19 protein-coding genes are annotated in these 21,921 nt (G+C 71.2%); 7 read left to right on the top strand and 12 right to left on the bottom strand.

Going from position 1 to position 21,921, the window contains the following annotated elements:
- Window positions 1–137: 137 nt before the first annotated feature.
- The 3 genes from pucD to ACFVX4_RS18740 are packed head-to-tail and all read right to left on the bottom strand — an operon-like array spanning window position 138 to window position 4,011.
- A complete protein-coding gene (pucD, locus tag ACFVX4_RS18750; RefSeq protein WP_389978241.1) occupies window positions 138–2,522 on the bottom strand; it encodes a xanthine dehydrogenase subunit D in 2,385 nt (794 codons plus the stop codon).
- 2 nt (window positions 2,523–2,524) lie between these two features.
- Entirely contained in the window at window positions 2,525–3,118 is a 594-nt protein-coding gene (locus tag ACFVX4_RS18745; RefSeq protein ID WP_389978238.1) for a (2Fe-2S)-binding protein, read from the bottom strand.
- A 2-nt stretch (window positions 3,119–3,120) separates the two neighbouring features.
- On the bottom strand, window positions 3,121–4,011 hold the full coding sequence (locus ACFVX4_RS18740; protein ID WP_389978235.1) for an FAD binding domain-containing protein: 891 nt from the start codon (window positions 4,009–4,011) through the stop codon (window positions 3,121–3,123).
- Between the two features lie 272 nt (window positions 4,012–4,283).
- Between ACFVX4_RS18740 and ACFVX4_RS18735 the strand changes: the two genes are divergently transcribed.
- The gene (locus tag ACFVX4_RS18735) at window positions 4,284–6,023 is read left to right on the top strand and encodes a PucR family transcriptional regulator (RefSeq protein WP_389978232.1); all 1,740 of its coding nucleotides are present in this window, start codon (window positions 4,284–4,286) and stop codon (window positions 6,021–6,023) included.
- 161 nt (window positions 6,024–6,184) lie between these two features.
- Entirely contained in the window at window positions 6,185–6,970 is a 786-nt protein-coding gene (locus ACFVX4_RS18730; protein ID WP_389978230.1) for a hypothetical protein, read from the top strand.
- Window positions 6,971–7,026: 56 nt separating this feature from the next.
- Here ACFVX4_RS18730 and ACFVX4_RS18725 read toward each other — a convergent pair whose 3' ends face one another.
- The gene (locus ACFVX4_RS18725) at window positions 7,027–7,806 is read right to left on the bottom strand and encodes a GntR family transcriptional regulator (RefSeq protein WP_389978227.1); all 780 of its coding nucleotides are present in this window, start codon (window positions 7,804–7,806) and stop codon (window positions 7,027–7,029) included.
- 147 nt (window positions 7,807–7,953) lie between these two features.
- On the opposite strand from ACFVX4_RS18725, the gene ACFVX4_RS18720 reads away from it, so the two are divergent.
- Window positions 7,954–8,802, top strand: coding sequence for a (2Fe-2S)-binding protein (locus ACFVX4_RS18720; RefSeq protein WP_389978224.1), 849 nt, complete (start codon window positions 7,954–7,956; stop codon window positions 8,800–8,802).
- Window positions 8,803–8,993: 191 nt separating this feature from the next.
- Window positions 8,994–10,067, top strand: coding sequence for a DUF2637 domain-containing protein (locus ACFVX4_RS18715; protein WP_389978222.1), 1,074 nt, complete (start codon window positions 8,994–8,996; stop codon window positions 10,065–10,067).
- Between the two features lie 43 nt (window positions 10,068–10,110).
- Here ACFVX4_RS18715 and ACFVX4_RS18710 read toward each other — a convergent pair whose 3' ends face one another.
- On the bottom strand, window positions 10,111–10,473 hold the full coding sequence (locus ACFVX4_RS18710) for an ATP-binding protein (RefSeq protein WP_389978653.1): 363 nt from the start codon (window positions 10,471–10,473) through the stop codon (window positions 10,111–10,113).
- A gap of 387 nt (window positions 10,474–10,860) precedes the next feature.
- Between ACFVX4_RS18710 and ACFVX4_RS18705 the strand changes: the two genes are divergently transcribed.
- Complete coding sequence (locus tag ACFVX4_RS18705) at window positions 10,861–11,274, top strand: ribonuclease domain-containing protein (protein WP_389978219.1); 414 nt, start codon at window positions 10,861–10,863, stop codon at window positions 11,272–11,274.
- A gap of 110 nt (window positions 11,275–11,384) precedes the next feature.
- Window positions 11,385–11,771 (top strand): barstar family protein, encoded by a 387-nt coding sequence (locus ACFVX4_RS18700; RefSeq protein ID WP_389978216.1) that lies wholly within the window; start codon window positions 11,385–11,387, stop codon window positions 11,769–11,771.
- A 101-nt stretch (window positions 11,772–11,872) separates the two neighbouring features.
- Here ACFVX4_RS18700 and ACFVX4_RS18695 read toward each other — a convergent pair whose 3' ends face one another.
- Window positions 11,873–14,245 carry a M9 family metallopeptidase gene (locus tag ACFVX4_RS18695; RefSeq protein WP_389978213.1) on the bottom strand — a complete coding sequence of 791 codons (2,373 nt, stop codon included), beginning with the start codon at window positions 14,243–14,245 and terminating at the stop codon, window positions 11,873–11,875.
- Between the two features lie 350 nt (window positions 14,246–14,595).
- Here ACFVX4_RS18695 and ACFVX4_RS18690 point away from each other — a divergent pair, with 350 nt between their 5' ends.
- The gene (locus ACFVX4_RS18690) at window positions 14,596–16,074 is read left to right on the top strand and encodes an aminopeptidase P family protein (RefSeq protein WP_389978210.1); all 1,479 of its coding nucleotides are present in this window, start codon (window positions 14,596–14,598) and stop codon (window positions 16,072–16,074) included.
- Window positions 16,075–16,166: 92 nt separating this feature from the next.
- Here ACFVX4_RS18690 and ACFVX4_RS18685 read toward each other — a convergent pair whose 3' ends face one another.
- The 6 genes from ACFVX4_RS18685 to ACFVX4_RS18660 form a co-directional block, all read right to left on the bottom strand.
- Window positions 16,167–16,895 carry a GntR family transcriptional regulator gene (locus ACFVX4_RS18685; RefSeq protein ID WP_389978207.1) on the bottom strand — a complete coding sequence of 243 codons (729 nt, stop codon included), beginning with the start codon at window positions 16,893–16,895 and terminating at the stop codon, window positions 16,167–16,169.
- An 88-nt stretch (window positions 16,896–16,983) separates the two neighbouring features.
- Window positions 16,984–17,928, bottom strand: coding sequence for an ornithine cyclodeaminase family protein (locus ACFVX4_RS18680; protein ID WP_389978204.1), 945 nt, complete (start codon window positions 17,926–17,928; stop codon window positions 16,984–16,986).
- Window positions 17,925–18,926, bottom strand: coding sequence for a proline racemase family protein (locus ACFVX4_RS18675; protein ID WP_389978201.1), 1,002 nt, complete (start codon window positions 18,924–18,926; stop codon window positions 17,925–17,927). Before ACFVX4_RS18675 ends, ACFVX4_RS18680 begins: the two co-directional genes overlap by 4 nt.
- Window positions 18,927–19,040: 114 nt before the next feature.
- Window positions 19,041–19,949, bottom strand: a complete 909-nt coding sequence (locus ACFVX4_RS18670; RefSeq protein WP_389978198.1) for a dihydrodipicolinate synthase family protein — start codon at window positions 19,947–19,949, stop codon at window positions 19,041–19,043.
- Between the two features lie 171 nt (window positions 19,950–20,120).
- Window positions 20,121–21,587 carry an NAD(P)/FAD-dependent oxidoreductase gene (locus ACFVX4_RS18665; protein WP_389978195.1) on the bottom strand — a complete coding sequence of 489 codons (1,467 nt, stop codon included), beginning with the start codon at window positions 21,585–21,587 and terminating at the stop codon, window positions 20,121–20,123.
- Window positions 21,568–21,894 (bottom strand): (2Fe-2S)-binding protein, encoded by a 327-nt coding sequence (locus tag ACFVX4_RS18660; RefSeq protein ID WP_389978193.1) that lies wholly within the window; start codon window positions 21,892–21,894, stop codon window positions 21,568–21,570. Before ACFVX4_RS18660 ends, ACFVX4_RS18665 begins: the two co-directional genes overlap by 20 nt.
- Window positions 21,895–21,921: the final 27 nt, after the last annotated feature.

Here is a 21,921-nt window from a genome sequence, read left to right as displayed (position 1 = left end):
CGCGGTACTGCGGGTGCTGCGGTACTGCGGGTGCTGCGGTACTGCGGGTGCTGCGGTTCTCCGGGCGGTGCGGGCAGCGGAAGTGTGACGTTCCTGGGAGGCACGCACCGCCCGGAGAGATCGTGTGGAGCCGAGGCTCAGGTGCCGGTGAGGTGCTCGGGGCGTACCGGCGTCCTGTTGAGCTCCAGGCCCGTCGCGTTCCGGATCGCCGCGAGGACGGCCGGGGTCGACGACAGGGTGGGGGCCTCCCCGATGCCACGGAGCCCGTACGGGGCGTGGTCGTCGGCGAGTTCGAGCACGTCGACCGGGATGGTCGGGGTGTCGAGGATGGTGGGGATCAGGTAGTCCGTGAAGGACGGGTTGCGCACCTTCGCGGTCTTCGGGTCGACGATGATCTCCTCCATGACGGCGACACCCAGCCCCTGGGTGGTGCCGCCCTGGATCTGGCCGACGACGGAGAGCGGGTTGAGCGCCTTGCCGACGTCCTGGGCACAGGCCAGTTCGATGACCTTGACCAGGCCGAGTTCGGTGTCGACCTCGACGACCGCGCGGTGGGCGGCGAAGGAGTACTGGACGTGGCCGTTGCCCTGTCCGGTGCGGAGGTCGAACGCCTCGGTGGGCCGGTGGCGCCACTCCAGCTCGAAGTCGACCGCCTCGTCCTCCAGTACGTCGACCAGGTCGGCCAGCACCTCGCCGTCGTCGGTGACGACCTTGCCGCCCTCCAGCAGCAGTTCGGCGGTGGCCCACGCGGGGTGGTACGTACCGAACTTGCGGCGGCCCATCTCCAGGACCTTCTCGCGGACGGCCTCGCAGGAGTGCTTCACGGCGCCGCCGGTGACGTAGGTCTGCCGGGACGCGGAGGTGGAGCCGGCCGAGCCGACCTGGGTGTCGGCCGGGTGGATGGTGACCTGGGCGACGCCGAGTTCGGTACGGGCGATCTGGGCGTGGACGGTGACGCCGCCCTGCCCGACCTCCGCCATGGCCGTGTGCACGGTCGCGACCGGCTCACCGGCGATGACCTCCATGCGCACCCGGGCGGTGGAGTAGTCGTCGAAGCCCTCGGAGAAGCCGACGTTCTTGAGGCCGACCGCGTAGCCGATGCCGCGTACGACGCCTTCGCCGTGGGTGGTGTTGGACAGTCCACCCGGCAGGGCCCGTACATCGGCCTGCCGGCCGGCCACCTCCCACTGGCGCTCGGGCGGCAGCGGCCTGGCCTTGACCCGGCGCAGCAGTTCGGCGACCGGGGCGGGCGAGTCGACGACCTGTCCGGTCGGCAGAAGGGTGCCCTGCTCCATGGCGTTGAGCTGCCTGAACTCGACCGGGTCCATGCCCAGTTCGGCGGCGACCTTGTCCATCTGGGCCTCGTAGGCGAAGCAGGCCTGCACCGCGCCGAAGCCGCGCATGGCGCCGCAGGGCGGGTTGTTGGTGTAGAGCGCGATGGCCTCGATGTCGACGTGGTCGATGACGTACGGGCCGACGGAGAGCGAGGAGGCGTTGCCGACCACGGCCGGGGAAGCGGACGCGTAGGCTCCGCCGTCCAGCACGATGCGGCATCTCATATGGGTCAGCTTGCCGTCGCGGGTGGCGCCGTGCTCGTACCAGAGCTTCGCCGGGTGCCGGTGGACGTGTCCGAAGAAGGACTCGAACCGGTTGTAGACGATCTTGACCGGCTTGCCGGTGCGCAGGGCGAGCAGGCAGGCGTGGATCTGCATGGACAGGTCCTCGCGGCCGCCGAAGGCCCCGCCGACGCCGGAGAGCGTCATGCGGACCTTGTCCTCGGGCAGGCCCAGGACCGGTGCGATCTGGCGGAGGTCGGAGTGGAGCCACTGGGTGGCGACGTACAGGTCGACGCCGCCGTCCTCGGCGGGCACGGCGAGGCCGGACTCGGGGCCGAGGAACGCCTGGTCCTGCATGCCGAAGACGTATTCACCGCTCACCACGACATCGGCGCGGGCCGCCGCCGCGTCCGCGTCGCCGCGGACGATGGGCTGGCGGTGGACGATGTTGGGGTGCGGTACGTGCCCTGCGTGGTGGTCGTCGCGTCCCTCGTGGACGAGGATCGCGTCGGGGGCGGTGGCGGAGGCCTCGTCGGTGATGACGGGCAGTTCGCGGTAGTCGATCCTGATCTTCGCGGCGGCGCGGCGAGCCGTCTCCGGGTGGTCGGCGGCGACGAGCGCCACCGGTTCGCCGTGGTGGCGGACCTTGCCGTGGGCGAGCACGGGAGTGTCCTGGATCTCCAGGCCGTAGTTCTTCACCGAGGTCGGCAGGTCGTCGTAGGTGAGTACGGCGTAGACACCGGACGTGGCGAGCGCCTCCGAGGTGTCGATGGAGACGATCTCGGCGTGCGCGACCGTGGAGCGCAGTGTGTGGCCCCAGAGCATGTCCTCGTGCCACATGTCGGAGGAGTACGCGAACTCGCCGGTGACCTTGAGGATGCCGTCGGGGCGGAGCGTGGACTCGCCGATGCCGCCCTTGGTGCGGGTGCCCTGGTTGATGCTGGTGGGGTTGCCGGTTACGCCCATCGTCAGACCGTTTCTTCCGCGCGGGCGGCCGCGAGGCGGACCGCGTCGAGGATCTTCTCGTAGCCGGTGCAGCGGCAGAGGTTGCCGGAGAGCGCCTCGCGGATGTCCGCGTCGGACGGTTCCGGGTTGCGTTCCAGCAGCTCGTCGGCGGCGACCAGCAGGCCGGGGGTGCAGAAGCCGCACTGGACGGCTCCGGCGTCGATGAACGCCTGCTGGATCGGGGAGAGTTCACCGCCTTCCCGGGTCTCCTCGCCGGCCGGCCTGGCCTGCCACTGCCGGGCCTCGTCGAGCGCCGTGCCGCACGCGCCGGAGGCGCAGCCGCTGCCCGGGTGCTGCTCGGAGCGGTGGGCGGCGAAGTCGGCGAGGCCCTCCACCGTGACGACCTCGCGCCCCTCCACCTGTCCCGCCGCGACCAGGCAGGAACAGACCGGCACACCGTCCAGGCGGACCGTGCAGGAGCCGCACTCGCCCTGCTCGCAGGCGTTCTTGGAGCCGGGCAGGCCCATCCGTTCGCGCAGCACGTAGAGGAGGGACTCGCCCTCCCAGACGTCGTCCGCCTCGTGCCTGCGGCCGTTGACCGTGAAATTGACGCGCATGATCAGGCAGCTCCTTCGGTGCTGCGGCCGTTGCCGCGGTACGACTCCCAGGTCCAGCCGAGGGTGCGGCGGGCCATGATCCCGACCGCGTGCCGGCGATAGCTCGCGGTGCCGCGCACATCGTCGATCGGGTTGCAGGCGCCGGCGGCGAGCATGGCGAACTGCTTGGCGATGGACGGGGTGATGATCGTTCGGCTGTCCCAGAACCCGCCCTCTTCGAGCGCGGCGTTCAGGAATTCCTCGGCCGCCTTCGCCCGTACGGGCGTGGGGGCGGCCGAGCCGATGCCGGTGCGCACCGTGCGGGTCTCGGGGTGCAGGGCCAGGCCGAAGGCGCAGACGGCGATGACCATCGCGTTGCGGGTGCCGACCTTGGAGTACTGCTGCGGCCCGTCGGCCTTCCTGATGCGCACGGCCCGGATCAGCTCGTCCGGTTCGAGGGCATTGCGCTTGACGCCGGTGTAGAAGGCGTCGATCGGGATCATCCTGGTCCCGCGTACGGATTCGGCCTCGACCTCGGCGCCCGCGGCGAGCAGCGCCGGGTGGGCGTCCCCGGCGGGCGAGGCGGTGCCCAGGTTGCCGCCGACGCCGCCGCGGTTGCGGATCTGGGGCGAGGCGACGGTGTGCGAGGCGAGCGCCAGTCCGGGCAGCTCGGCCCGCAGGTGCTCCATGATGTGGCTGTACGGGACGGAGGCGCCGAGCCGTACGTTCTCCTGGCCCACCTCCCACTCGGTCAGCTCTCCGATGCGGTTCAGGTCCAGGAGGTACTCGGGCCGCCGGTGGTCGAAGTTGATCTCGACCATCACATCGGTGCCACCCGCGATGGGCACAGCCGTCGGGTGCTCGGCCTTGGCGGCGAGCGCCTCCTCCCAGCTGGCGGGGCGAAGGAAGTCCATGAGTGGCTCTCTTCTTCTCAATCGGGTCGTTCACTGGGACCGACGACAGGCCCCGGATGCGGCCGGCCCTCGACTGGTCGTTCATGTGTTGTTAACGCGGTGTGGGGCCAAGTACACAAGCCGTGCTCCACCCGGTGCAGTCACCGAAACCATGAAGGAGTTGGCTGGTCGATCTCCTCGTCTTGTAGATTCGAACGAATGGCGGGGATCAGTAGCCTCACCGCAATACCCAGTTTTCACCCGCACCAACGAAAGAGATCGGCGGCGACGAGATGCGGCTGCGCGCACTGCTGGAGACCGACGCGCTGGGCCTGCGGCTGCTCGGCGGCGAGGACGAGCTGGACCGTTCGGTCCGCGGCGTGATGACCACCGACCTGCGGGATCCCAGCCGCTACCTGTCGGGCGGCGAGCTGGTCCTCACGGGCCTGGCCTGGCGCCGGGACGCGGCGGACTCGGAGCCGTTCGTACGGATCCTGGCGGGTGCCGGCGTGGCCGGGCTCGCGGCGGGCGAGGCGGAGCTCGGCGACATCCCCGGCGATCTGGTGGAGGCGTGCGCGCGGCACCGGCTGCCGCTCTTCGCCGTCCATGAGACCGTCGCGTTCGCAACGATCACCGAGCATGTGGTGCGCCAGGTGTCCGGTGAGCGGGCGGGCGATCTGGCGGCGGTCGTGGACCGGCACCGCAGGCTCATGACCTCGGGTCCGGCGGGCGGCGGGCCCGAGGTGGTCCTGGATCTGCTCGGATCCGACCTCGACCTGCATGCCTGGGTGCTCTCCCCCACCGGCCGGCAGATCGCGGGCGCCGGCGAAACGTCACTGCCCGGACCGGTCGGCGCCGCGCTGGCCGGCCACCATCTGGCCGCCACCCGCACCGGCCGCCGCGCCCCGCACCGGGCCACGGTCGACGGCACCGCGTATTCGCTCTTCCCGATCCGGAACACCGGCCGCGGCGCCGTCCCGGCCTCCCGCGACGTCCGTGAGTCGGTGCTCTCGGACTGGCTGCTCGCGGTCGAGACGGACGCGAGCGACTGGCCGCCGGCCCGGCTGGATCTGCTCCAGGGCGTCACCCAGCTGATCGCCGTCGAACGGGACCGGCGCGACGCGGCCCGTACGGTACGCCGCAGGCTCGCCCAGGAAGTCCTGGAGCTGGTCCAGACGGGTGCCCCGCCGGCCGAGATCGCCGCCAGGCTGCGGGTCGCGGCCCCGGTGCTGCTGCCGGGGCTCGGGTCCGCGCCGCACTGGCAGGTCGTGGTGGCGCGGGTCGAGTGGGGCGGCGCGGAGGGCCAGTCCGCCGCCGGCGCCCCGGCGGGGTCCGGTTCCGCCGTCGCGGGCGGCCCGGTCTCCCAGGCGCTGCTGGAGGAGATCCTGGTCGACCCCGCGGTCACCGGCCCCGAGTCGGCGGACCGGATCGCGGTCGCCCATACGGGCGAGGAGGCCGTCGCCCTTGTGCCGCTGCCCGCCGTCACCGCGCCCGCGCCGGACCGGGACGCCGCGCACACCGAGGCGGGCGTGGATCCCGCGCTCCATGCCGATGTGCTGCTCGCCGCCGTCCGCGAACCGCTCTCCGCGGGCCTCGCCGACGACGGCCGGCTGACCCTGGGTGTCAGCGCGGCCGTCCATTCGCCCGAGGGACTGCGCGGTGCCCTGGAGGAGGCCCGGCACGCCCGCCGGGTGGCGGCGGCCCGCCCCGGCCGGGTCTGCGCGGCCGGACACCACGAGCTGGCCTCGCACGTGCTGCTGCTGCCGTTCGTCCCCGACGACGTGCGCCGCGCGTTCACCGCACGCCTGCTCGACCCGCTGCGCGACTACGACCGGCGCCACCGCGCGGAGCTGATCCCGACGCTGGAGGCGTTCCTGGACTGCGACGGATCGTGGACCCGCTGCGCGGCCCGGCTCCACCTGCACGTCAACACGTTGCGCTACCGGGTGGGGCGAATCGAGCAGTTGACGGGACGTGACCTTTCGCGGCTGGAGGACAAGCTCGATTTCTTCCTCGCCCTGCGTATGAGCTGATTTCCCGGCCCTGTCACGGCTGTTGGCGGCTCCGTTCGTTTGTGAAATCTTTCACCTGAGATTGAACGACCCCTTGGCCCGGCGTGCCGATCCGTGCTGAGATGCGGCCAGACTCACAGCTCAATGGCGCGCTAGGGGAGGGCAATGTGGCGCATACCGCCATGTCTGGTTCCGGAACGACAGCAGATGACGATCCGCCGCTCCAGACAGCGGTATGGCGGCTGCGGTCACGCGCCTGCTGGACGGACGCCGCAGCGCTGCTCGAGCCCGGCGCCGGCACCGATCCGGCCGCCGCGCTCCAGCGGACCGCCCTGCTGACCGAACGGTGCCTGTACACCGGAAAGGGCTGGACCGACGCCGAGGACGCCTTGCGTACCGCGGAGGCGCTGGCCCACGACGACGACGAACGCGGCGCGGCCGCGTGCGAACGCGGCCATCTGGCGTACGCGTCGACACTCCTGGGGGTACGCGACCGGGCTGACGAGGCCAGTGTCGCGCTGAGCCGGGCCGCCGCGCTGCTCGCCCCGTCCGCGCCGGGCCGTCCGCTGCTGGACTTCCGGCGGGGTCTGATCGCGCAGAACATCGCCGACTCGCCGGAGGCCGCGCGCGCCGCGTACCGCAGGGCCCACGCCGGGGCCACCGCCCAGGGGGACGCGCTGCTGCTCTCCTCGACCTGGCGCCATCTCGCCCTGCTGGCCCTGCGCGAGGGCGAACTGGCGGAGGCCCGGCACGGCTTCGCGGAGTCCCTGCGGATAAGGGAGGAGCTGGGCTATCTGATCGGTACGGCTCCGGCCCTCATCGCCCTCGCGGACTCCGAGCCGGAGCCCGAGCTGGCGACCCGGCTGCGCGCCGAGGCGGGCCGGCTGTTCCGGCTGCTCGGGGGCGTGCCGACGTGGCTGGCGCCCCATCTGGACCCGCCTCCCGCGGAGACGGCCGAGGCGAACTGAGGCCGGGCGTCGGTCGGCAGCCAGGACGGGCCCCGGGTCCGGGGTGCCTCGCCCGGTCAGCCCTCGACGCCGGTGAAGTGCTCCCGTACCAGCGACTGCACGACGGCCAGGTCCTGGGCGATCAGTGCGTCGAGCAGAGCGGTGTGCTCGGCCGCGTCGGCGAGGAGGTCGGCGCGGCGGGTGATGGGGTTGCTCTCCAGCGGCCACTGGGAGCGGCGGTGCAGGTCGTCGGCGACCTGCACCAGCTGCTCGTTGCCGCAGAGCGCGAGGACCGCGCCGTGGAAGGCCCGGTCGGACTCGGCATAGCCGGCCCGGTCGCCCACGGCCGCGGCGGCCACCGTGGCCTCGGCCAGCGGGCGCAGGGCGCACCAGGCCCCGGGCGGGACGGTCCGGGCCAGCCGCAGCATCACGGGGACCTCGATCAGGGCGCGCACCTCGGCCAGTTCGGCGAGCTCGCGCGGGCCGCGCTCGGACACCCGGAACCCTCGGTTCGGTACGACCTCGACGGCGCCCTCGATGGCCAGCTGCTGCATCGCCTCGCGCACCGGTGTGGCGGAGACCCCGAACCGGGCACCGAGAGCCGGGGCCGAATAGACCTGCCCCGGAACCAGTCGGCCGTCGACCAGGGCGGCGCGCAGCGCCTCCAGGATCTGGCCGCGTACGGAGTGCCGCTGCACCACCGCGCGCGGGGCGGGCGGCTCGCTGTGGGTGTGTTCGCCACGCGCCTGCTCGCCACGCACCTGCTCGCCACGCGTCTGTTCGGGCACCCGGACGACCGCCGGGACGGTCGCGGGCGCGGCGGTCCCGTACGCCTCACGCGCTCTGCCCTGCTCCACTCGGAACCTCCTCGGCCGGACGCGGGCGCGGCTCGCGTGCGCCATGCCTCTTGTGCACGATAGGCGCAGGACGCCGCAGTTCAAACATCGATCCGGTCGGGTAAGGTAAGGCTAACCTGCAAACGGTCGCGATTCGGTGGTCCCTGCATGACACTCCCCGCCCTGCTCCCCGGCACCACGGCGTCCGCCGTGACGGACGCCTACGCGCGCCTGGCCGAGGTCTTTCCCGGGCTGCGCGCGCAGGTGCTGGCGGATGACGAGACCGCCCCTCGCGGCACCGGCTGGGTGGGTGCCGACGAGCTGGCGGCGGGGGGTGCCGCGCTCGACGCCTTCCTCGCCTGGGACCACGCCCAGGTGGTGCGGGACTACGGGCAGCAGCCCCGCCCCGACGTGGTCGCCAGCTTCGGGCTGCACCGCTACGCCTGGCCCGCCTGCCTGTTGGTGACGGTGCCCTGGTTCCTGCATCGGCGGGTGCCCCGGATTCCCGTCGGGGACGTGGCGTTCCAGCGGGCGCTGGGTCATCTGACCCTCCGGGTGAGGGAGTTCGCCTGCCTGCCGGACGATCCGGCCGCCGCGTTGCCGGGCGCCCGCGTGGTATCCGACGAGGCGGCGCTGCGGGCCGAGGTGCTCGCGGCGGTGGCCGACCACATCGGCCCGGTGCTCGACGGCTTCGGACCTCGGATGCGGCGTGGCAGGCGCGCGCTGTGGGGCATGGCGACGGACGAGATCGTCGAGGGGCTCTGGTACATCGCCCATCTGCTCGGCGAGGAACGACGGGCGATGGCCGAGCTGGAGGCACTCCTGCCGGGCACCACGAAGCCGTACGTCGGCTCCGCGGGCTTCCGTGATCTGACCGGGCCGGGCGGCGAATCGCTGCCCACCCGCGACCGGGCGAGCTGCTGCCTGTTCTACACGCTGCGCCCCGAGGACACCTGCGTCACCTGCCCGCGTACCTGTGACGCCGACCGGGTGCGGAAGCTGACGCCCGCTCACTGATCAACACCACTCGCGCGAGTAGTACAATTCGAACGCAACTCATCGGTCGCGTGCGGGCATTCGAGCCGACCCCGGTCTTCCGTACGCCGTGCCGACCCAATGGCGTTCTCTTGCCCCGAAACCCCCTGTGCATGATGGGGTTTCGGCAATCATGGCGCCCGAAATGCCCTACGCAATGCAAGGGACCGCGCATGAGACTGACCGACATATCGCTGAATTGGCTGCTTCCGGGCGCCGTGCTGCTCGTGGGAGTCCTGGCGGCGGTGGCGGTGGTCGCGCGCGGCAAGCGCGCCGCTGACACATCCGCGGCCGAGGACAGCTGGGAACGCAGCGAGGAGCGTCGCAGACGCAAGGAGGCCTTGTACGCCACCGCCTCGTACGTACTGCTGTTCTGCTGTGCGGCGGTCGCCGCCGCGCTCTCCTTCCACGGGCTCGTCGGCTTCGGCGAGCAGAACCTCGGCCTCTCCGGGGGCTGGGAGTACCTCGTACCCTTCGGCCTCGACGGCGCGGCCATGTTCTGTTCCGTACTCGCGGTGCGCGAGGCCAGCCACGGTGACGCGGCGCTCGGCTCGCGCCTGCTCGTGTGGACGTTCGCCGGCGCCGCCGCCTGGTTCAACTGGGTGCACGCGCCGCGCGGGATCGACCACGCGGGCGCCCCGCACTTCTTCGCGGGGATGTCGCTCTCGGCGGCCGTGCTCTTCGACCGGGCACTGAAGCAGACCCGCCGGGCCGCGCTGCGCGAGCAGGGCCTGGTGCCCCGTCCGCTGCCGCAGATCCGGATCGTCCGGTGGCTGCGCGCCCCCCGGGAGACCTTCGGCGCCTGGTCGCTGATGCTGCTGGAAGGCGTACGCACGCTGGACGAGGCGGTCGACGAGGTACGCGAGGACAGGCGGGAGAAGGAACAGAACCGCCTCCGCAGGAAGGACCAGGAGAAGCTGGACCGGGCCCACATCAAGGCGCTGAACCGGCAGAACCGGGCCTGGCGCCGGGTCGGCCGTGGCGGCACCCAGGTGGACGTCCAGGCCATCGCCCCCACGGCGGGCTCCGCGTCCGTCGTGGAGCCCGCCATATCCGAGCCGGGACAACTGCCGTTGCGCCCCCGGCCATCCCTGCAAGCCGTGACGGGTCCGAGCGCCACCGCTCCGGGCCGGAGCCCGAATGATCCGGTCACCGTCGACCTCACCGCCGAGGACGACACCCAGGCACTGCCCCGGCTCGATTCGCTGGAGCGGAAACTGAAGGATCTGGAGCAGCAGTTCGGCTGATCCGCAGTCACAGGCCCTGACGGCCCGGTTCCCTTCCGGTCCGTCAGGGCCTTTCGCCGTCCAGCTCGAACCAGACGACCTTGCCCAGCGCATGGGCGCTGACTCCCCAGGCGTCCGCGAGGCTCCGCACCAGGAAGAGCCCTCGGCCATGCGTACCGTCGTCGGCGTTCGGTACGTACGACAGGGGCAGCCCGGACACGAAGTCCCGTACCTCCACCCGTAATTTGGCGGGCGCCACGCTCACCGTGACGACCGCGCCGTGTCCCGTGTGGATCAGCGCATTGGTCACCAGCTCGCTGAGCAGGAGCTCCGCCACCTGGGCCGGTTCGGTACCCCACCGGTAGCGCAGGAACTCGCGTAACGCATGGCGCACTTCACCCACGGCCGCCAGATCGGTGTGGACCAGTCTGCGATGCAGTCGGACCGGCTGCCGCTCCTTCGCCCCCGGCTCGTGCGAGGCCTCACCCTCCATGGAATCGGCATCTCCCTGACGTTCCATCATTTCCCCCGCCCGCACAGTGAATCGCCCCCTTCTCGTGGTCCCGGTCTCCCGTGTCGGATGCTTCTCGTAGAACTCCTTCGCGGAACACGTTCACGGGATGCATGCCCCGCTGACGGGCCGCCACGCTTGTCGACTCATCAATAAGTGAACGGAGAACCGGAACCGGCCGGAGGGCTGCCGGAGGACTGCCGGACATCTGCGCGACACATTTCCCCCCTCGGGTTAACTTCCAAAAAATTCACATCGGTTGGCGTTGACGGGACCGTGTCTACGCGCGTCATCATGGTGCCTATGCGAATCCCCCCACGGATCACCACGCTCGGTGGCGCAGCCGCCCTCCTGTCCGTCATCCTCGTCGGCACCCCGGCCACCACGGCCACCGCCTCCACCGCCTCCTCCACCTCCGTCTCCATCACGTCGGTCGGCAGCATCTGTTACTCGGCGCTGCCCGCCCAGGCGCACGACACCCTCGACCTGATCGACGCGGGCGGCCCGTTCCCGTACTCGCAGGACGGCTCCGTCTTCCAGAACCGTGAAGGCGTCCTGCCCGGCCAGAGCACCGGCTACTACCACGAGTACACGGTCGTCACCCCCGGCTCCCCGACCCGCGGTGCGCGCCGGATCGTCACCGGCGAGAAGGCGCAGGAGGACTACTACACCGGCGACCACTACGCCACTTTCGACCTGATCGACCAGGGCTGCTGAAGCCCGGCCCCTCCGGACCGATCCGCGCCGTAGACCCCCACCTGCGGCGCGGATCACGTTCCGGGGCCGGCAAACGGACCCGTACGCTCCACGACTTGTACCCTCCCCCCATGACCGTGACCTATGTGATCGACGGCTCCCGGGTCACCGGCCTGGAGCAGTTCTGGGAAGTGATCGGCGAGGCCGTGAACGGCCCGGGTGGATATTTCGGCCGCAATTTCGACGCCCTCGCGGACTGCCTGCACGGCGGGATGGGCACCCCGGACGACGGCGACTTCGTATTCGAGTGGCGGGACCACGCGCTCTCCGCACGGGCCCTGGGCCACGAGGAGACGGCCCGGCAGCTGCGGCGGAGCCTGGACCGGGCCCACCCCAGCAACCGGGCGGCGCTCCGCCACCGGCTCGACGAGGCACTCGCGGGGCGCGGACCGACGCTCTTCGACCAGCTCGTGGAGATCCTGCGGAACGACGGGCCGGGCATCCTGCGGCTGTTGTGAGCTCCGGGCCGTGTTCGGCGGACGCGCCCCGGAGAGGAACAGCACCGGTCGGCCGAGCGGGATCACCACTCGGCCGACCGATACCGTGGGGGTCGTAGGGATCAGAACTCGGTGGTGACCTTGGCTCCGTCGAACGCCTCGGTGCCGTAGAGGCTGATGTAGTGGTAGCCCGGCGCCGGGTTGTTGACGGTCAGGGTGTGCTCGTTACCTGCGCCGACGGACTTGTCGGTGTAGGCCTTGGTGGTCGCCCACTCCTGCGAGCTGTAGTAGAGATCGGCGTCACCCGTGCCGCCGGAGGCGGTGATCTTCAGCTGGGTGGTGCCGGCCGGGATGACGACGGCCAGGTAGGCGTAGTCGCCCTTGACGGCCTTCAGCCCGCTGCGCATGCAGTTCTGGCCCAGCAGCCTGGTGTCGGCGTCCTTGCACTCGGTGATCTCACCGGGCGGGTTGGTGGACCCGCCGCCGCAGGCACCGGCCGCGCAGGCGGCCAGCCAGGTGTTCCAGTCGGCGTCGTAACGGCTGCCGATGGTCGACGTGAGCAGGGTGCGGGCGCCGTCCCAGTCGCCCTTGCGGTAGAGGCCGAGCAGGGTGTCGACGTCGGAGCGGTGGGATTCAAGCATGTAACGGACGGCCAAGTAGCCCCAGTTGTAGACGCGGGTCTGGTCGGCGTTGTCGTAGGTGGTGTCGAACAGGGTCCGCAGGGTGTAGGTGCGGTTGGCGGCCTGGGCGACGGCGTCGTCGTAGGTGACCTTGCGGTACGAGTACGAGACGAACTCCGCGAAGCCCTCCACCCACCAGACGGTCGGGGTGGTCATTCCGGCGGCGAAGTCGCCGTACATGTTGAAGCGGCCGTCGAGGTAGTGGGTGTACTCGTGGTTGAGGTTCCAGATCTGGAAGTCGGGGCGGGCCCACTCGGCCTCGTAGGCGATGAACCGGGGCTGGTTGCCCTCGGCCTTGGGGTCGCCCTCCAGGTACATGCCACCGTTGTTGGTGTCGATGCCGAAGATCACTCCGGCGTAGGTCTGGTAGTCAGTGCTGGAGTTGAAGGCCACGACCTCGATGGTCTTGTTGTTGTCGTCGGCGACCGCGCCGTTGTCCCGGGCCACCTCGTGGAAGTAGGCGTCCTGGTCGCGCAGGCTGGTGCAGCTGGCTTCGAGCTCCTCCGCGGTCATGTCCTGCGCCCGGATGGTGATGCTGTCGCTACAGGTGTGCTTCACCGGCAGGACGGCCTTCTCCAGACGCTCCGCGAGGTCACAGGCGCCGTAGGCCGCGCAGTTGTCCTTGTCGTAGGCGTCGACCATCTTGGCCAGATTGACCCAGAGCGGGGCGGTGGGGCCGTCGATGGAGCTCTTGCCCATCAGGTCGACCGCGAGCGGGCTCGCCTTGGCGCGCAGCGAGTCCTCCTTGAGGAAGCGGCCGAGCTCAAGTCCCGCGTTGGAGACAAGGAACGACTGCTTGGTGTCCAGCAGGTCGAGGTGGTTCGCGGCGAAGTCGTGCAGGGAGTTCAGCACGCTGGAATCGGCCTCGATGGCGCTGATGAACTCCGGCACCTGGTGGCCCCGGAACATGACCGTGTACACGCTGTTCACGGCGTTGACCATGTACCAGGAGCTGTTGTACGAGGAGTCGTAGTCGGCCAGCATCCGCTTGACGATGTTCAGGTAACGGGCGTTCTCCCCGGCGCTGTCGACCAGGATGATCGCCTCGGACAGGCTCTCGCCGTTGGCGTCGGTGACGTCGAAGGCGTGCGAGGAGCCGAAGAAGCCGTCGAGCGCGCCCTGGATGGCCGTGCGCAGGCGCGGCCCGTACTCTCCGACGGTGTCGGGGTCGTAGTACTGCACGTAGTAGCCGGCCCGGAGGAAGAGGACCAGCTGGGGCATGCCGGTGCTGCTGTCACCGGGGTAGGAGGCCGACGCGTCGCGCATGGCATCGGCGATGGTGACCATCTGGTCCTCGCGGAAGGCGTTGTAGCCGTCCTGGCCCTTGAGACGGAACAGCGTGTTGACGCAGTCGGTGGCCGCCGCCTTGACCTTCTCGACCAGGGCGCTTCCGGTGTTGTTGGTGAAATCGGTGGTGTTGCACTCGGCCGCGGCCTTGCCGAGCTTCTTGGCGCGGCGCTTCTCGGCCTTCATCGAAGGTGCCGGGTGGCTCGGAAGCGCGGTGGCCTGGTCGTCGTAGTCCCGCTTGAGCGCGTCCTTGGACGCGGACAGTGGCGGCCGGTCGGCGGCCTTGAGCGACTTGCGTTCGACGTGAGCGGCATCGTCGGCGGGTGCCGTCAGCGCCTCGGCGGTGGGGCCGCCGGGGTCCTCGGTCCGGGTTTCCGCCCGTCCCTGAGCGGCGCCCGAGGAGTGGGGCGCCGCGGCCGACGCGGCGGGGCGTTGCTCGACGGCCTGGCTCGGTGCCGTGAACAGGCCCACGCCCAGGCATGCTGCCAGGACCACAGTGGACAATCCGGTTATTCTCTGTCGAACCATAAGGTTCTTCACGTGCCGCCTCCCAGCGGAGTGGTGACCGCGCGACAGGGCGCGGTTGTGGGGGAATGCAAGAGGCCGGTGGCGGACCGGGTCTGAACTGCACTCACGTTGTGACATGAGCACGGCCCCTTTCCTCTTGCGCGCTGTACAATGGCACATGTCACATGTTCTTTGGAACCCCTCTCGCGCACATTCATCCGCGCGACAACTTCTCGTCGCAGCACGGGATATGACACGCGGCCCCGAACGCGTCGGCCGCCACCGCCGGTTTCCCGACCACCGCACCACCGTGTCGCCGGAGAGCCGGAATTCCGGCCCCGCCCCCGGTCCCACAGAGCCCCCGAGGAGCAATGCCCGTGTCCCGTTCCTTCTCCGCGCCCCGCACCGGCAGCCACGACCTGCCGGTGCCACCCGCCCTGGACGCCTTCATGGGCACCGGGTGGGCCAAGTCCCCGCTGCCGACGGACCTTCGCGTCCCCTCCATCGACGCCACCCCCGCCCGCCGGGCCCGGCTGGCCGCCCGCTTCCCGGGCGAGCGCCTGGTCATCCCGGCCGGCGCGCTCGCCGTTCGCTCCAACGACACCGACCATCGCTTCCGGCCGCACACCGGCTACGCCTGGCTCACCGCCCTCACCGGCGAGGACCAGGCCGGTCACGTCCTCGTCCTGGAACCGGACGGCGACGAGCGGCACGAAGCGGTGCTGTATCTGCGGCCCCGGTCACCACGCACCGGCCAGGAGTTCTACCGTGACCGCAGATACGGGGAGTTCTGGGTCGGGCGCAGGCCCGACCTGGCGGAGGCCGCCCGGCTGACCGGCATCCGCTGCGCGCATCTCGATGCCTGGGAGAAGCTGCTCACCGGGCCGCAGCCACCGGTGCGAGTGCTGGGCGGCGTGGACCCGTCCGTCGACGAACTGCTGCGTTCCTGCCGCGCGTTCCCGCACGGACGCTCGGCTCCGGCCGGGCTCGAAGCGGTGCTCAGTGAGCTCCGCCTCGTCAAGGACCCCTATGAGACCGGCCAGTTGCAGCAGGCCGTCGACGCGACGGTGGCGGGGTTCGAGGACGTGGTGCGAAGCCTGCCGCAGGCGCTGCGGCACCCGCGCGGCGAGCGCTGGATCGAGGGCGTCTTCGATCTGCGGGCCCGGCTGGAGGGGAATGGTCCGGGCTACTCCACGATCGCCGCCGCCGGGGCGCACGCCTGCGTCCTGCACTGGATCCGCAACGACGGACCGCTGGAACGCGACCAGTTGCTGCTCCTGGACGCCGGGGTGGAGACCGACTCGCTCTACACGGCCGACATCACCCGCACCCTGCCGCTGTCCGGCCGGTTCTCCCCCGTGCAGCGCACTGTCTACGAGCTGGTGCTCGCCGCCCAGGACGCGGGCATCGCGGCCCTGCGCCCGGGAGCGCGATTCCGTGACTTCCATCTGGCGGCCATGCGGGTCATTGCCGAAGGGCTGCACGCGTGGGGCGTGCTGCCGATGTCCGCGGACGAGGCGCTCGATCCGGACAACGGCTTCTACCGCCGGTACACGCTCTGCAGCAGCGGCCACATGCTCGGCATGGACGTGCACGACTGCGCGCAGGCGCGGGCCGACACCTATCTGGACGGGCGCCTGGAGGCCGGTCAGGTACTGACCGTGGAACCCGGGCTCTACCTCCAGCCCGACGACGAGACACTGCCGCGGTCACTGCGCGGGATCGGGGTGCGGATCGAGGACGACCTCGTGATCACCGCCGACGGCGCTCGCCTCATGTCGTCCGCGCTGCCGCGCACCGCCGACGCCATCGAGGAGTGGATGGCCTCGCTGCTGGAGACCCGGGCCTGAGACCTGCCCCCAACGGCCGCCCAGCGACGGCCGTTGGGGGCAGGGGTGTGTGGCCGTCGGAGGGCGGTGACAGGTGGAGGGCCGGGGGTGGATCAGGCCTCTGCGACCGGCAGTTTCACGCTTCTGATCCGCATGCCTCCCGCGCCCGTTTCATTGGGTTCCTCCTCGGCCCAGAGATTCCTGACATGTGACATATGAGCCAGCATGCACCTCTCGGCGCGCTCCGCGTTACCGGCGATCAAGAGGTCGAGCAGTTGGCCATGTTCCTCGGCCGACTGGACCAACAGCCCGGTTTCATCGAGCCGGTTCAGCCCGAAGAGGCGTGATCGCTTACGCAGATTGCCGACCTCCTCCACCAAGCGGCGGTTTCCCGCCAGCCCGAGCAGTTCGAGGTGGAAGCGGCGGTCCGCCTCCAGATAGCCGAGGATGTCGTGCTCGGCAGCGGCTGCGACGATTGCCTGGGCGAGTGGCCGCAGCGCCTCCAGCTCCCTGGTCCTGCCCATCCGGGCGATGCGTCCGACGGTGGGAACCTCGATCATGACCCGCAGCTCGGTGAAGTCGTCGAGATCCTGTTCGGTCAACTCCGTTATCCGGAAGCCCTTGTTGCGTACGGCTTCGACCAGGCCCTCGCGAGCCAGGTCGAGCATGGCCTCGCGGACCGGGGTGGCGGACACCCCGAAGTCCGCGGCGAGCGCGGGAGCGGAGTAGATCACCCCCGGACGGAGTTCCCCCGCGATGAGGGCCGCCCTGAGGGCGTTTGCCACCCGGTCACGCAAGTGCTCCTGCGCGGAGATGGCGTTGAGCGTCGTCAGGCGGGCCATATGTGTTCCTCCAGCACCGTGCGGGGCCTCAGAATACAATGTCACGTTTCCGCCAGGGCCCGTCGTTCCGGAGCTGTGGACAACTCGTTCAAGGCGCCGAATTCCGGTGCACCGCCGCGGCGACAGCGAGGTCCTCCCAGCCCATCCCGACGCTCTTGAAGAACCGGGGACCCTCGAAGTCGGCCGGCATTTCCTCAAGGTTGCGACCGGTCACCAGCTCGGCGAGGTTGGCGACGATGTCCTCGGCCCCGAAGGCGCCCTCCGCCAGCGGGATCAGCAGATCGCCCGCCTCCGACAACGCCGCCGACCGCGATTCGACGATGACGGCGGCGCGTGACACCAGCGCGGTGTCGACCTCCCGGGCATCGGGGGTGTGCGAGCCGACCGCGACGACCGTCGCCCCGTCCGGCACGAGGGAACCGTCGAACAGCGGGGTGGCGGAGGTGGTGCAGCAGAGCACCAGATCGGCCGTGGCGACCTCACCGGCTCCGTGCCCCTGCCCCGCGCGGGCGTCCACCCCGAGTCGGCGGGCGTGCTCGGCCAGTGCCTCGGCCCGGTGCGGATTGCGGCCGACCACGGTGACCCGTTCGACCCGGCGTTCCGCGAGCACCGCGGCGAGGTGCCCGTACGCCTGGGGGCCGGTTCCGAAGAGCACCAGATGGCGCACGACGGGCCCGGTGAGGTGGCGGATCGCCAGTGCGGACACGGCCGGTGTACGCAGGGTGGTGAGCGCGGCCCCGTCCAGCAGGGCGAGCGGCAGCAGCGTGGGGGCGTCGAGCAGCAGATAGCTTCCGGTGATCCGGGGCAGGCCGCGCGCCGGGTTGTCCGGCGCGACCCCGGCAATCTTCACTCCGGTCACCTGCCGGGTGGTCGCGGGCATGATCAGCAGCTCCCCGCCGGGCACTGTGACATGGTGCCGGGCCGGCGCCGTCTCCGGATCCAGTCCCCCGCTCAGCGCCGCCTCCAGTGCATCCACGGCTCCGGTCGGTCCCAGGGCCTCGATGTCGTCGGCGCCGAGCAGGGGAAGATTCACAGCAGGAATCCTTCGGGAAAGGGGTCGGACGGGTTCAGGAAGAATTGTGCGGTACCGGTGATCCAGGCGCGGCCGGTGACGGTGGGGACAACGGCCGGCAGCCCGCCCACCGTGGTCTCCTGGACAAGACGTCCGGTGAACGAGGTACCGATGAACGACTCGTTCACGAAGTCGGTGTCCAGGGGGAGTTCACCGCGTGCGTGCAGCTGGGCCATGCGGGCCGAGGTGCCGGTCCCGCAGGGTGATCGGTCGAACCAGCCGGGGTGGATGGCCATCGCGTGCCGGGAGTGGCGGGCGTCGGAACCGGGTGCGATGCACTGCACGTGCTTGAGGCCGTGAATGTGCGGGTCCTCGGGGTGGACGGGCCGGTCGGTGGCGTTGACCGCGTCCATCAGAGCGAGCCCGGCGGCCAGGATGTCGTCCTTGCGCGCCCGGTCGAAGGGCAGCCCGAGGTCGGACAGCTGAAGCATCGCGTAGAAGTTCCCGCCGTAGGCGAGGTCGTAGCGCAACGTTCCGTAGCCGGGTACGTCCACCGTCCGGTCGAGCGCGACGCTGAAGGCCGGAACGTTGGTGAAGGTCGCCGCGGTGGCCGCGCCGTCCTTCACCTGCACGTCGACGCTGACGAGCCCGGCCGGGGTGTCCAGTCGCACGGTGGTGACGGGTTCGGTGACCTCCACCATGCCGGTCTCCACCAGTACGGTCGCCACCCCGATGGTGCCGTGCCCGCACATCGGCAGGAGGCCGGAGACCTCTATGTAGAGGACACCGAAGTCCGCGTCCGGCCGGGTGGGCGGCTGGAGGATCGCGCCACTCATGGCCGCGTGACCGCGCGGTTCGTACATGAGCAGGGTGCGCACGGCATCCCGGTGCTCCTGGAAGTGGTTGCGCCGTTCGGCCATCGTGGCACCGGGGATGGTGCCGATGCCGCCGGTGATGACGCGGGTGGGCATGCCCTCGGTGTGTGAGTCGACGGCATGGAAAATGTGACGTGTCTGCAAGGCTCCCCCTGATGGGTCACGGCGTAGACGATGAACGCGGGAACGGGACGGAACCGGCCGGTCCGGGCAGGGCCTGGCGCGGCTCCGCCCGGACGTACGGGCCGGGCGCCGTTCTCAGTGGAGACCCCCGGCGAGCGCCTTCTCCGTCGCGGCGCGTACGGCGGCGGCGTCGTCGGCGGGGAGGGGGAACCGCGGCGGACGGGTGCGGCCGCCGTGGCGTCCGGCGACGTCCATGGATGCCTTGATGGCCTGGACGAACTCCGGCTTCGAGTCCCACCTCAGCAGCTCGTGCAGCTCCCGGTACAGCGGCAGAGCGGTTGCCATGTCACCGGTGACAGCGGCCCGGTACAGATCGACGCAGCAGGACGGCAACATGTTCGGGCAACCCGCGATCCACCCGACGGCGCCGGCGAGCGCCAGCTCCAGCAGTACGTCGTCGGCGCCCACGAGCACATCGAGACCGGGCGCCTGCTCGGCGATCTCGTACGCTCTGCGGACGTCGCCGCTGAACTCCTTGACGGCCACGATGCTGCCGTCCTGGTGGAGGCGGGCGAGCAGGTCCGGTGTCAGATCCACCTTGGTGTCGTACGGGTTGTTGTACGCGACGACCGGCACCCCGGCCTCGGCCACCTCGGCGTAGTGGGCGCGCACCGCCTCGTCCTCGCAGCGGTATCCGTTGGGCGGCAGGAGCAGTACGGAACCGGCGCCCGCCTCGGCGGCCTGTTCCGCCCAGCGCCGTGATTCCGCGCTGCCGTAGGCGGAGACGCCCGGCATGACGCGGCTGCCGTCGCCCGCGGCCTCGACGGCGACCCGGACCACCTGCTCGCGTTCGCTGTCGGTCAGGGTCTGGTACTCCCCCAGTGAGCCGTTGGGCACCACTCCGTCGCAGCCCGCCTCGATGAGCTGCCGCACATGGGTGGCGTAGGCGTCGTAGTCGATGGTGCAGTCGTCGCGCAGGGTGACCGGGGTGGCGACCATGACGCCGTGCCAGGGGCGGGTGCGCGGGTGGGTGTTCGTCTGCATCGTGGCTCCTTGAGAGGTGTGACATGTCACGGTGTGGCGATACGCGGACGACGGTTGGCGAACGCGGCGTTCCGGTGTGCGGGAACCCGAACGGGCGGGCCGTCGGGCTCCGGGGGCAGGACTGGCTGTGAGGGGGCGGGGGAGGCCCGGCCTTGGGGGCTGGTGGCCGGGCTACCCGGGCCCGGCCAGGTCGGCGAGCGTGGAGAGCTTCACGGGGCAGGCCAACGGGCGCCGGTCGGGTCCGCCCGGCTGCGGCCCGGCGCCGTGCGCGGCGGCGAGTTCACGGACGGCGAATCCGCACGTCCGGCCCTGGCACCACCCCATTCCGGCCCGGGTGAGCAGTTTGACGGTCCTGGCGTCACCGGCTCCCAACTCCTCGCACGCCGTGTGGATCCGGCCCGCGGTGACCTCTTCGCAACGGCAGACCTCCGTATCGCCGGTCAGCCACTCGCTCCACCCGGACCCCGGCCGGTGCACGGTCCCCATCAGCGCGGCGAAGGCCCGCAGTCGGCGCCGGGAGCGCCGCAGTGCGCCCGCTCTGCGCGCTTCCTTCCTCAGCGCCCCGCCCCGCACCTCGCGAATGACGGAGAGTGCCGCCAACTCACCTTCGCAGAGGGCGAGTTCGACGCCGCCGACGCCACCGGACTCGCCGGCCGCCCAGACCCCGGGGACGGTGGTCCTGAGCTGCTCGTCGAGGGTGACCGCGTGTGTGCCGTCGAGGCCCGGACGCGTGGCGCAGCCGGCTGCCACGGCGAGTTCCAGCTGTGGCACGAGCCCGTGTCCCACGGCGAGCGCGTCGCAGTCGATCCGCCGGCCGGTCCCTGCGACGGGGCGCCATCGGCGGTCCAACCTGCTGACGGTCACCGCCTCCACCCGCTCGTCGCCGTGCACCTCGGTGACCGCCCGGTGGGCCAGTACCCGGACCCGGGCGCGCGCCAGCGCCGCCCCGAACCTGGCACCTTCCGCCGCCTTGCCGGGGTTGGCGGCCAGTACCCGGGGAGCACGGACGTACGCTCCGTAGCCGGCGGCTTCGACCAGCGCCGGGACGCGCGCCCCCGCACGCGTCAGCGACAGGGCGACGGCCTGCAGGAGCGGCCCGCTGCCCGCGACGACGATCCGGCGCCCCGGCAGCACCAGCCCCGACTTCAGCATGGCCTGGGCGCCCGCCGCGCTCACCACTCCCGGAAGTGTCCAGCCGGGGAAGGGCAGTTGACGCTCGTGGGCCCCCGTGGCCAGGAGCACTCGGCGGGCCCGGACGGCGGTGCGCGTCTCCTCGTCGCCCCCGGTGACCGCGTGCAGGATCCAGTCCCCGTCGCCGGTTCGTTCGACCGTCCACACCTGGTGGTCGGTGAGATGGCGGATCCCGCCGGTGTCGCGGTGCGCGGCGAGTCGCGTGGAGAGTTCCGCGAAGGCGCGCCAGTTGTGGTGAAGGGCCTCGGGCCGGGTGGCGCCGAGTCCGTCGGCCGGGCTGCGGTAGTACTGCCCGCCGGGCGCGGCGGCCGCGTCCAGCAGCACCACGTCGAGGCCGTGGTCGGCGGCGGTGACGGCTGCGGCCAGGCCTGCCGGTCCCGCCCCCACCACGGCGATGGCGGCGCGATCGGTCTCCCGCACCCGGCGGTCATCCGTCGAGTGCGGCATGCCCGTCGCCCTCCTGCGTAGTGATGGTGTCGCCCGGCCCGGCGGGCAGCAGGCAGGCACGCTGGTTGGGCCGCCCGTTGACGGTGGCCAGGCAGTCGTAGCAGGCGCCGATGCCGCAGAAGGCGCCCCGCGGCCGGCCGTGGACCCGGGTGGTGCGCCAGGTCAGGATGCCCGCCGACCAGAGTGCGGCAGCGATGGTCTGGCCCGGTAGTGCGCGGATCGGGCGACCGTCGAAGGACAGCCGGAACTCCGGTTCGGGCTCGGCCCCGACGAGCTCGGCGGGGGTACGTGCACGGGTGCGTCTCACTGGGTCCTCTCCTGGGGCACGGGCGCC

It is taken from the genome of Streptomyces sp. NPDC058240, from assembly GCF_042882135.1.
Taxonomy (GTDB): domain Bacteria; phylum Actinomycetota; class Actinomycetes; order Streptomycetales; family Streptomycetaceae; genus Streptomyces.
This window is presented reverse-complemented; position numbering and strand designations above follow the sequence as displayed.

Excerpts from the sequence above, each read along its gene's own strand:
- pucD (WP_389978241.1), bottom strand. The coding sequence starts at position 2,522 with ATGGGCGTAACCGGCAACCCCACCAGCATCAACCAGGGCACCCGCACC.
- ACFVX4_RS18745 (WP_389978238.1), bottom strand. The coding sequence starts at position 3,118 with ATGCGCGTCAATTTCACGGTCAACGGCCGCAGGCACGAGGCGGACGAC.
- ACFVX4_RS18740 (WP_389978235.1), bottom strand. The coding sequence starts at position 4,011 with ATGGACTTCCTTCGCCCCGCCAGCTGGGAGGAGGCGCTCGCCGCCAAG.
- ACFVX4_RS18735 (WP_389978232.1), top strand. The coding sequence starts at position 4,284 with ATGCGGCTGCGCGCACTGCTGGAGACCGACGCGCTGGGCCTGCGGCTG.
- ACFVX4_RS18730 (WP_389978230.1), top strand. The coding sequence starts at position 6,185 with ATGTCTGGTTCCGGAACGACAGCAGATGACGATCCGCCGCTCCAGACA.
- ACFVX4_RS18720 (WP_389978224.1), top strand. The coding sequence starts at position 7,954 with ATGACACTCCCCGCCCTGCTCCCCGGCACCACGGCGTCCGCCGTGACG.
- ACFVX4_RS18715 (WP_389978222.1), top strand. The coding sequence starts at position 8,994 with ATGAGACTGACCGACATATCGCTGAATTGGCTGCTTCCGGGCGCCGTG.
- ACFVX4_RS18705 (WP_389978219.1), top strand. The coding sequence starts at position 10,861 with ATGCGAATCCCCCCACGGATCACCACGCTCGGTGGCGCAGCCGCCCTC.
- ACFVX4_RS18700 (WP_389978216.1), top strand. The coding sequence starts at position 11,385 with ATGACCGTGACCTATGTGATCGACGGCTCCCGGGTCACCGGCCTGGAG.
- ACFVX4_RS18695 (WP_389978213.1), bottom strand. The coding sequence starts at position 14,245 with ATGGTTCGACAGAGAATAACCGGATTGTCCACTGTGGTCCTGGCAGCA.
- ACFVX4_RS18690 (WP_389978210.1), top strand. The coding sequence starts at position 14,596 with ATGCCCGTGTCCCGTTCCTTCTCCGCGCCCCGCACCGGCAGCCACGAC.
- ACFVX4_RS18685 (WP_389978207.1), bottom strand. The coding sequence starts at position 16,895 with ATGGCCCGCCTGACGACGCTCAACGCCATCTCCGCGCAGGAGCACTTG.
- ACFVX4_RS18670 (WP_389978198.1), bottom strand. The coding sequence starts at position 19,949 with ATGCAGACGAACACCCACCCGCGCACCCGCCCCTGGCACGGCGTCATG.
- ACFVX4_RS18665 (WP_389978195.1), bottom strand. The coding sequence starts at position 21,587 with ATGCCGCACTCGACGGATGACCGCCGGGTGCGGGAGACCGATCGCGCC.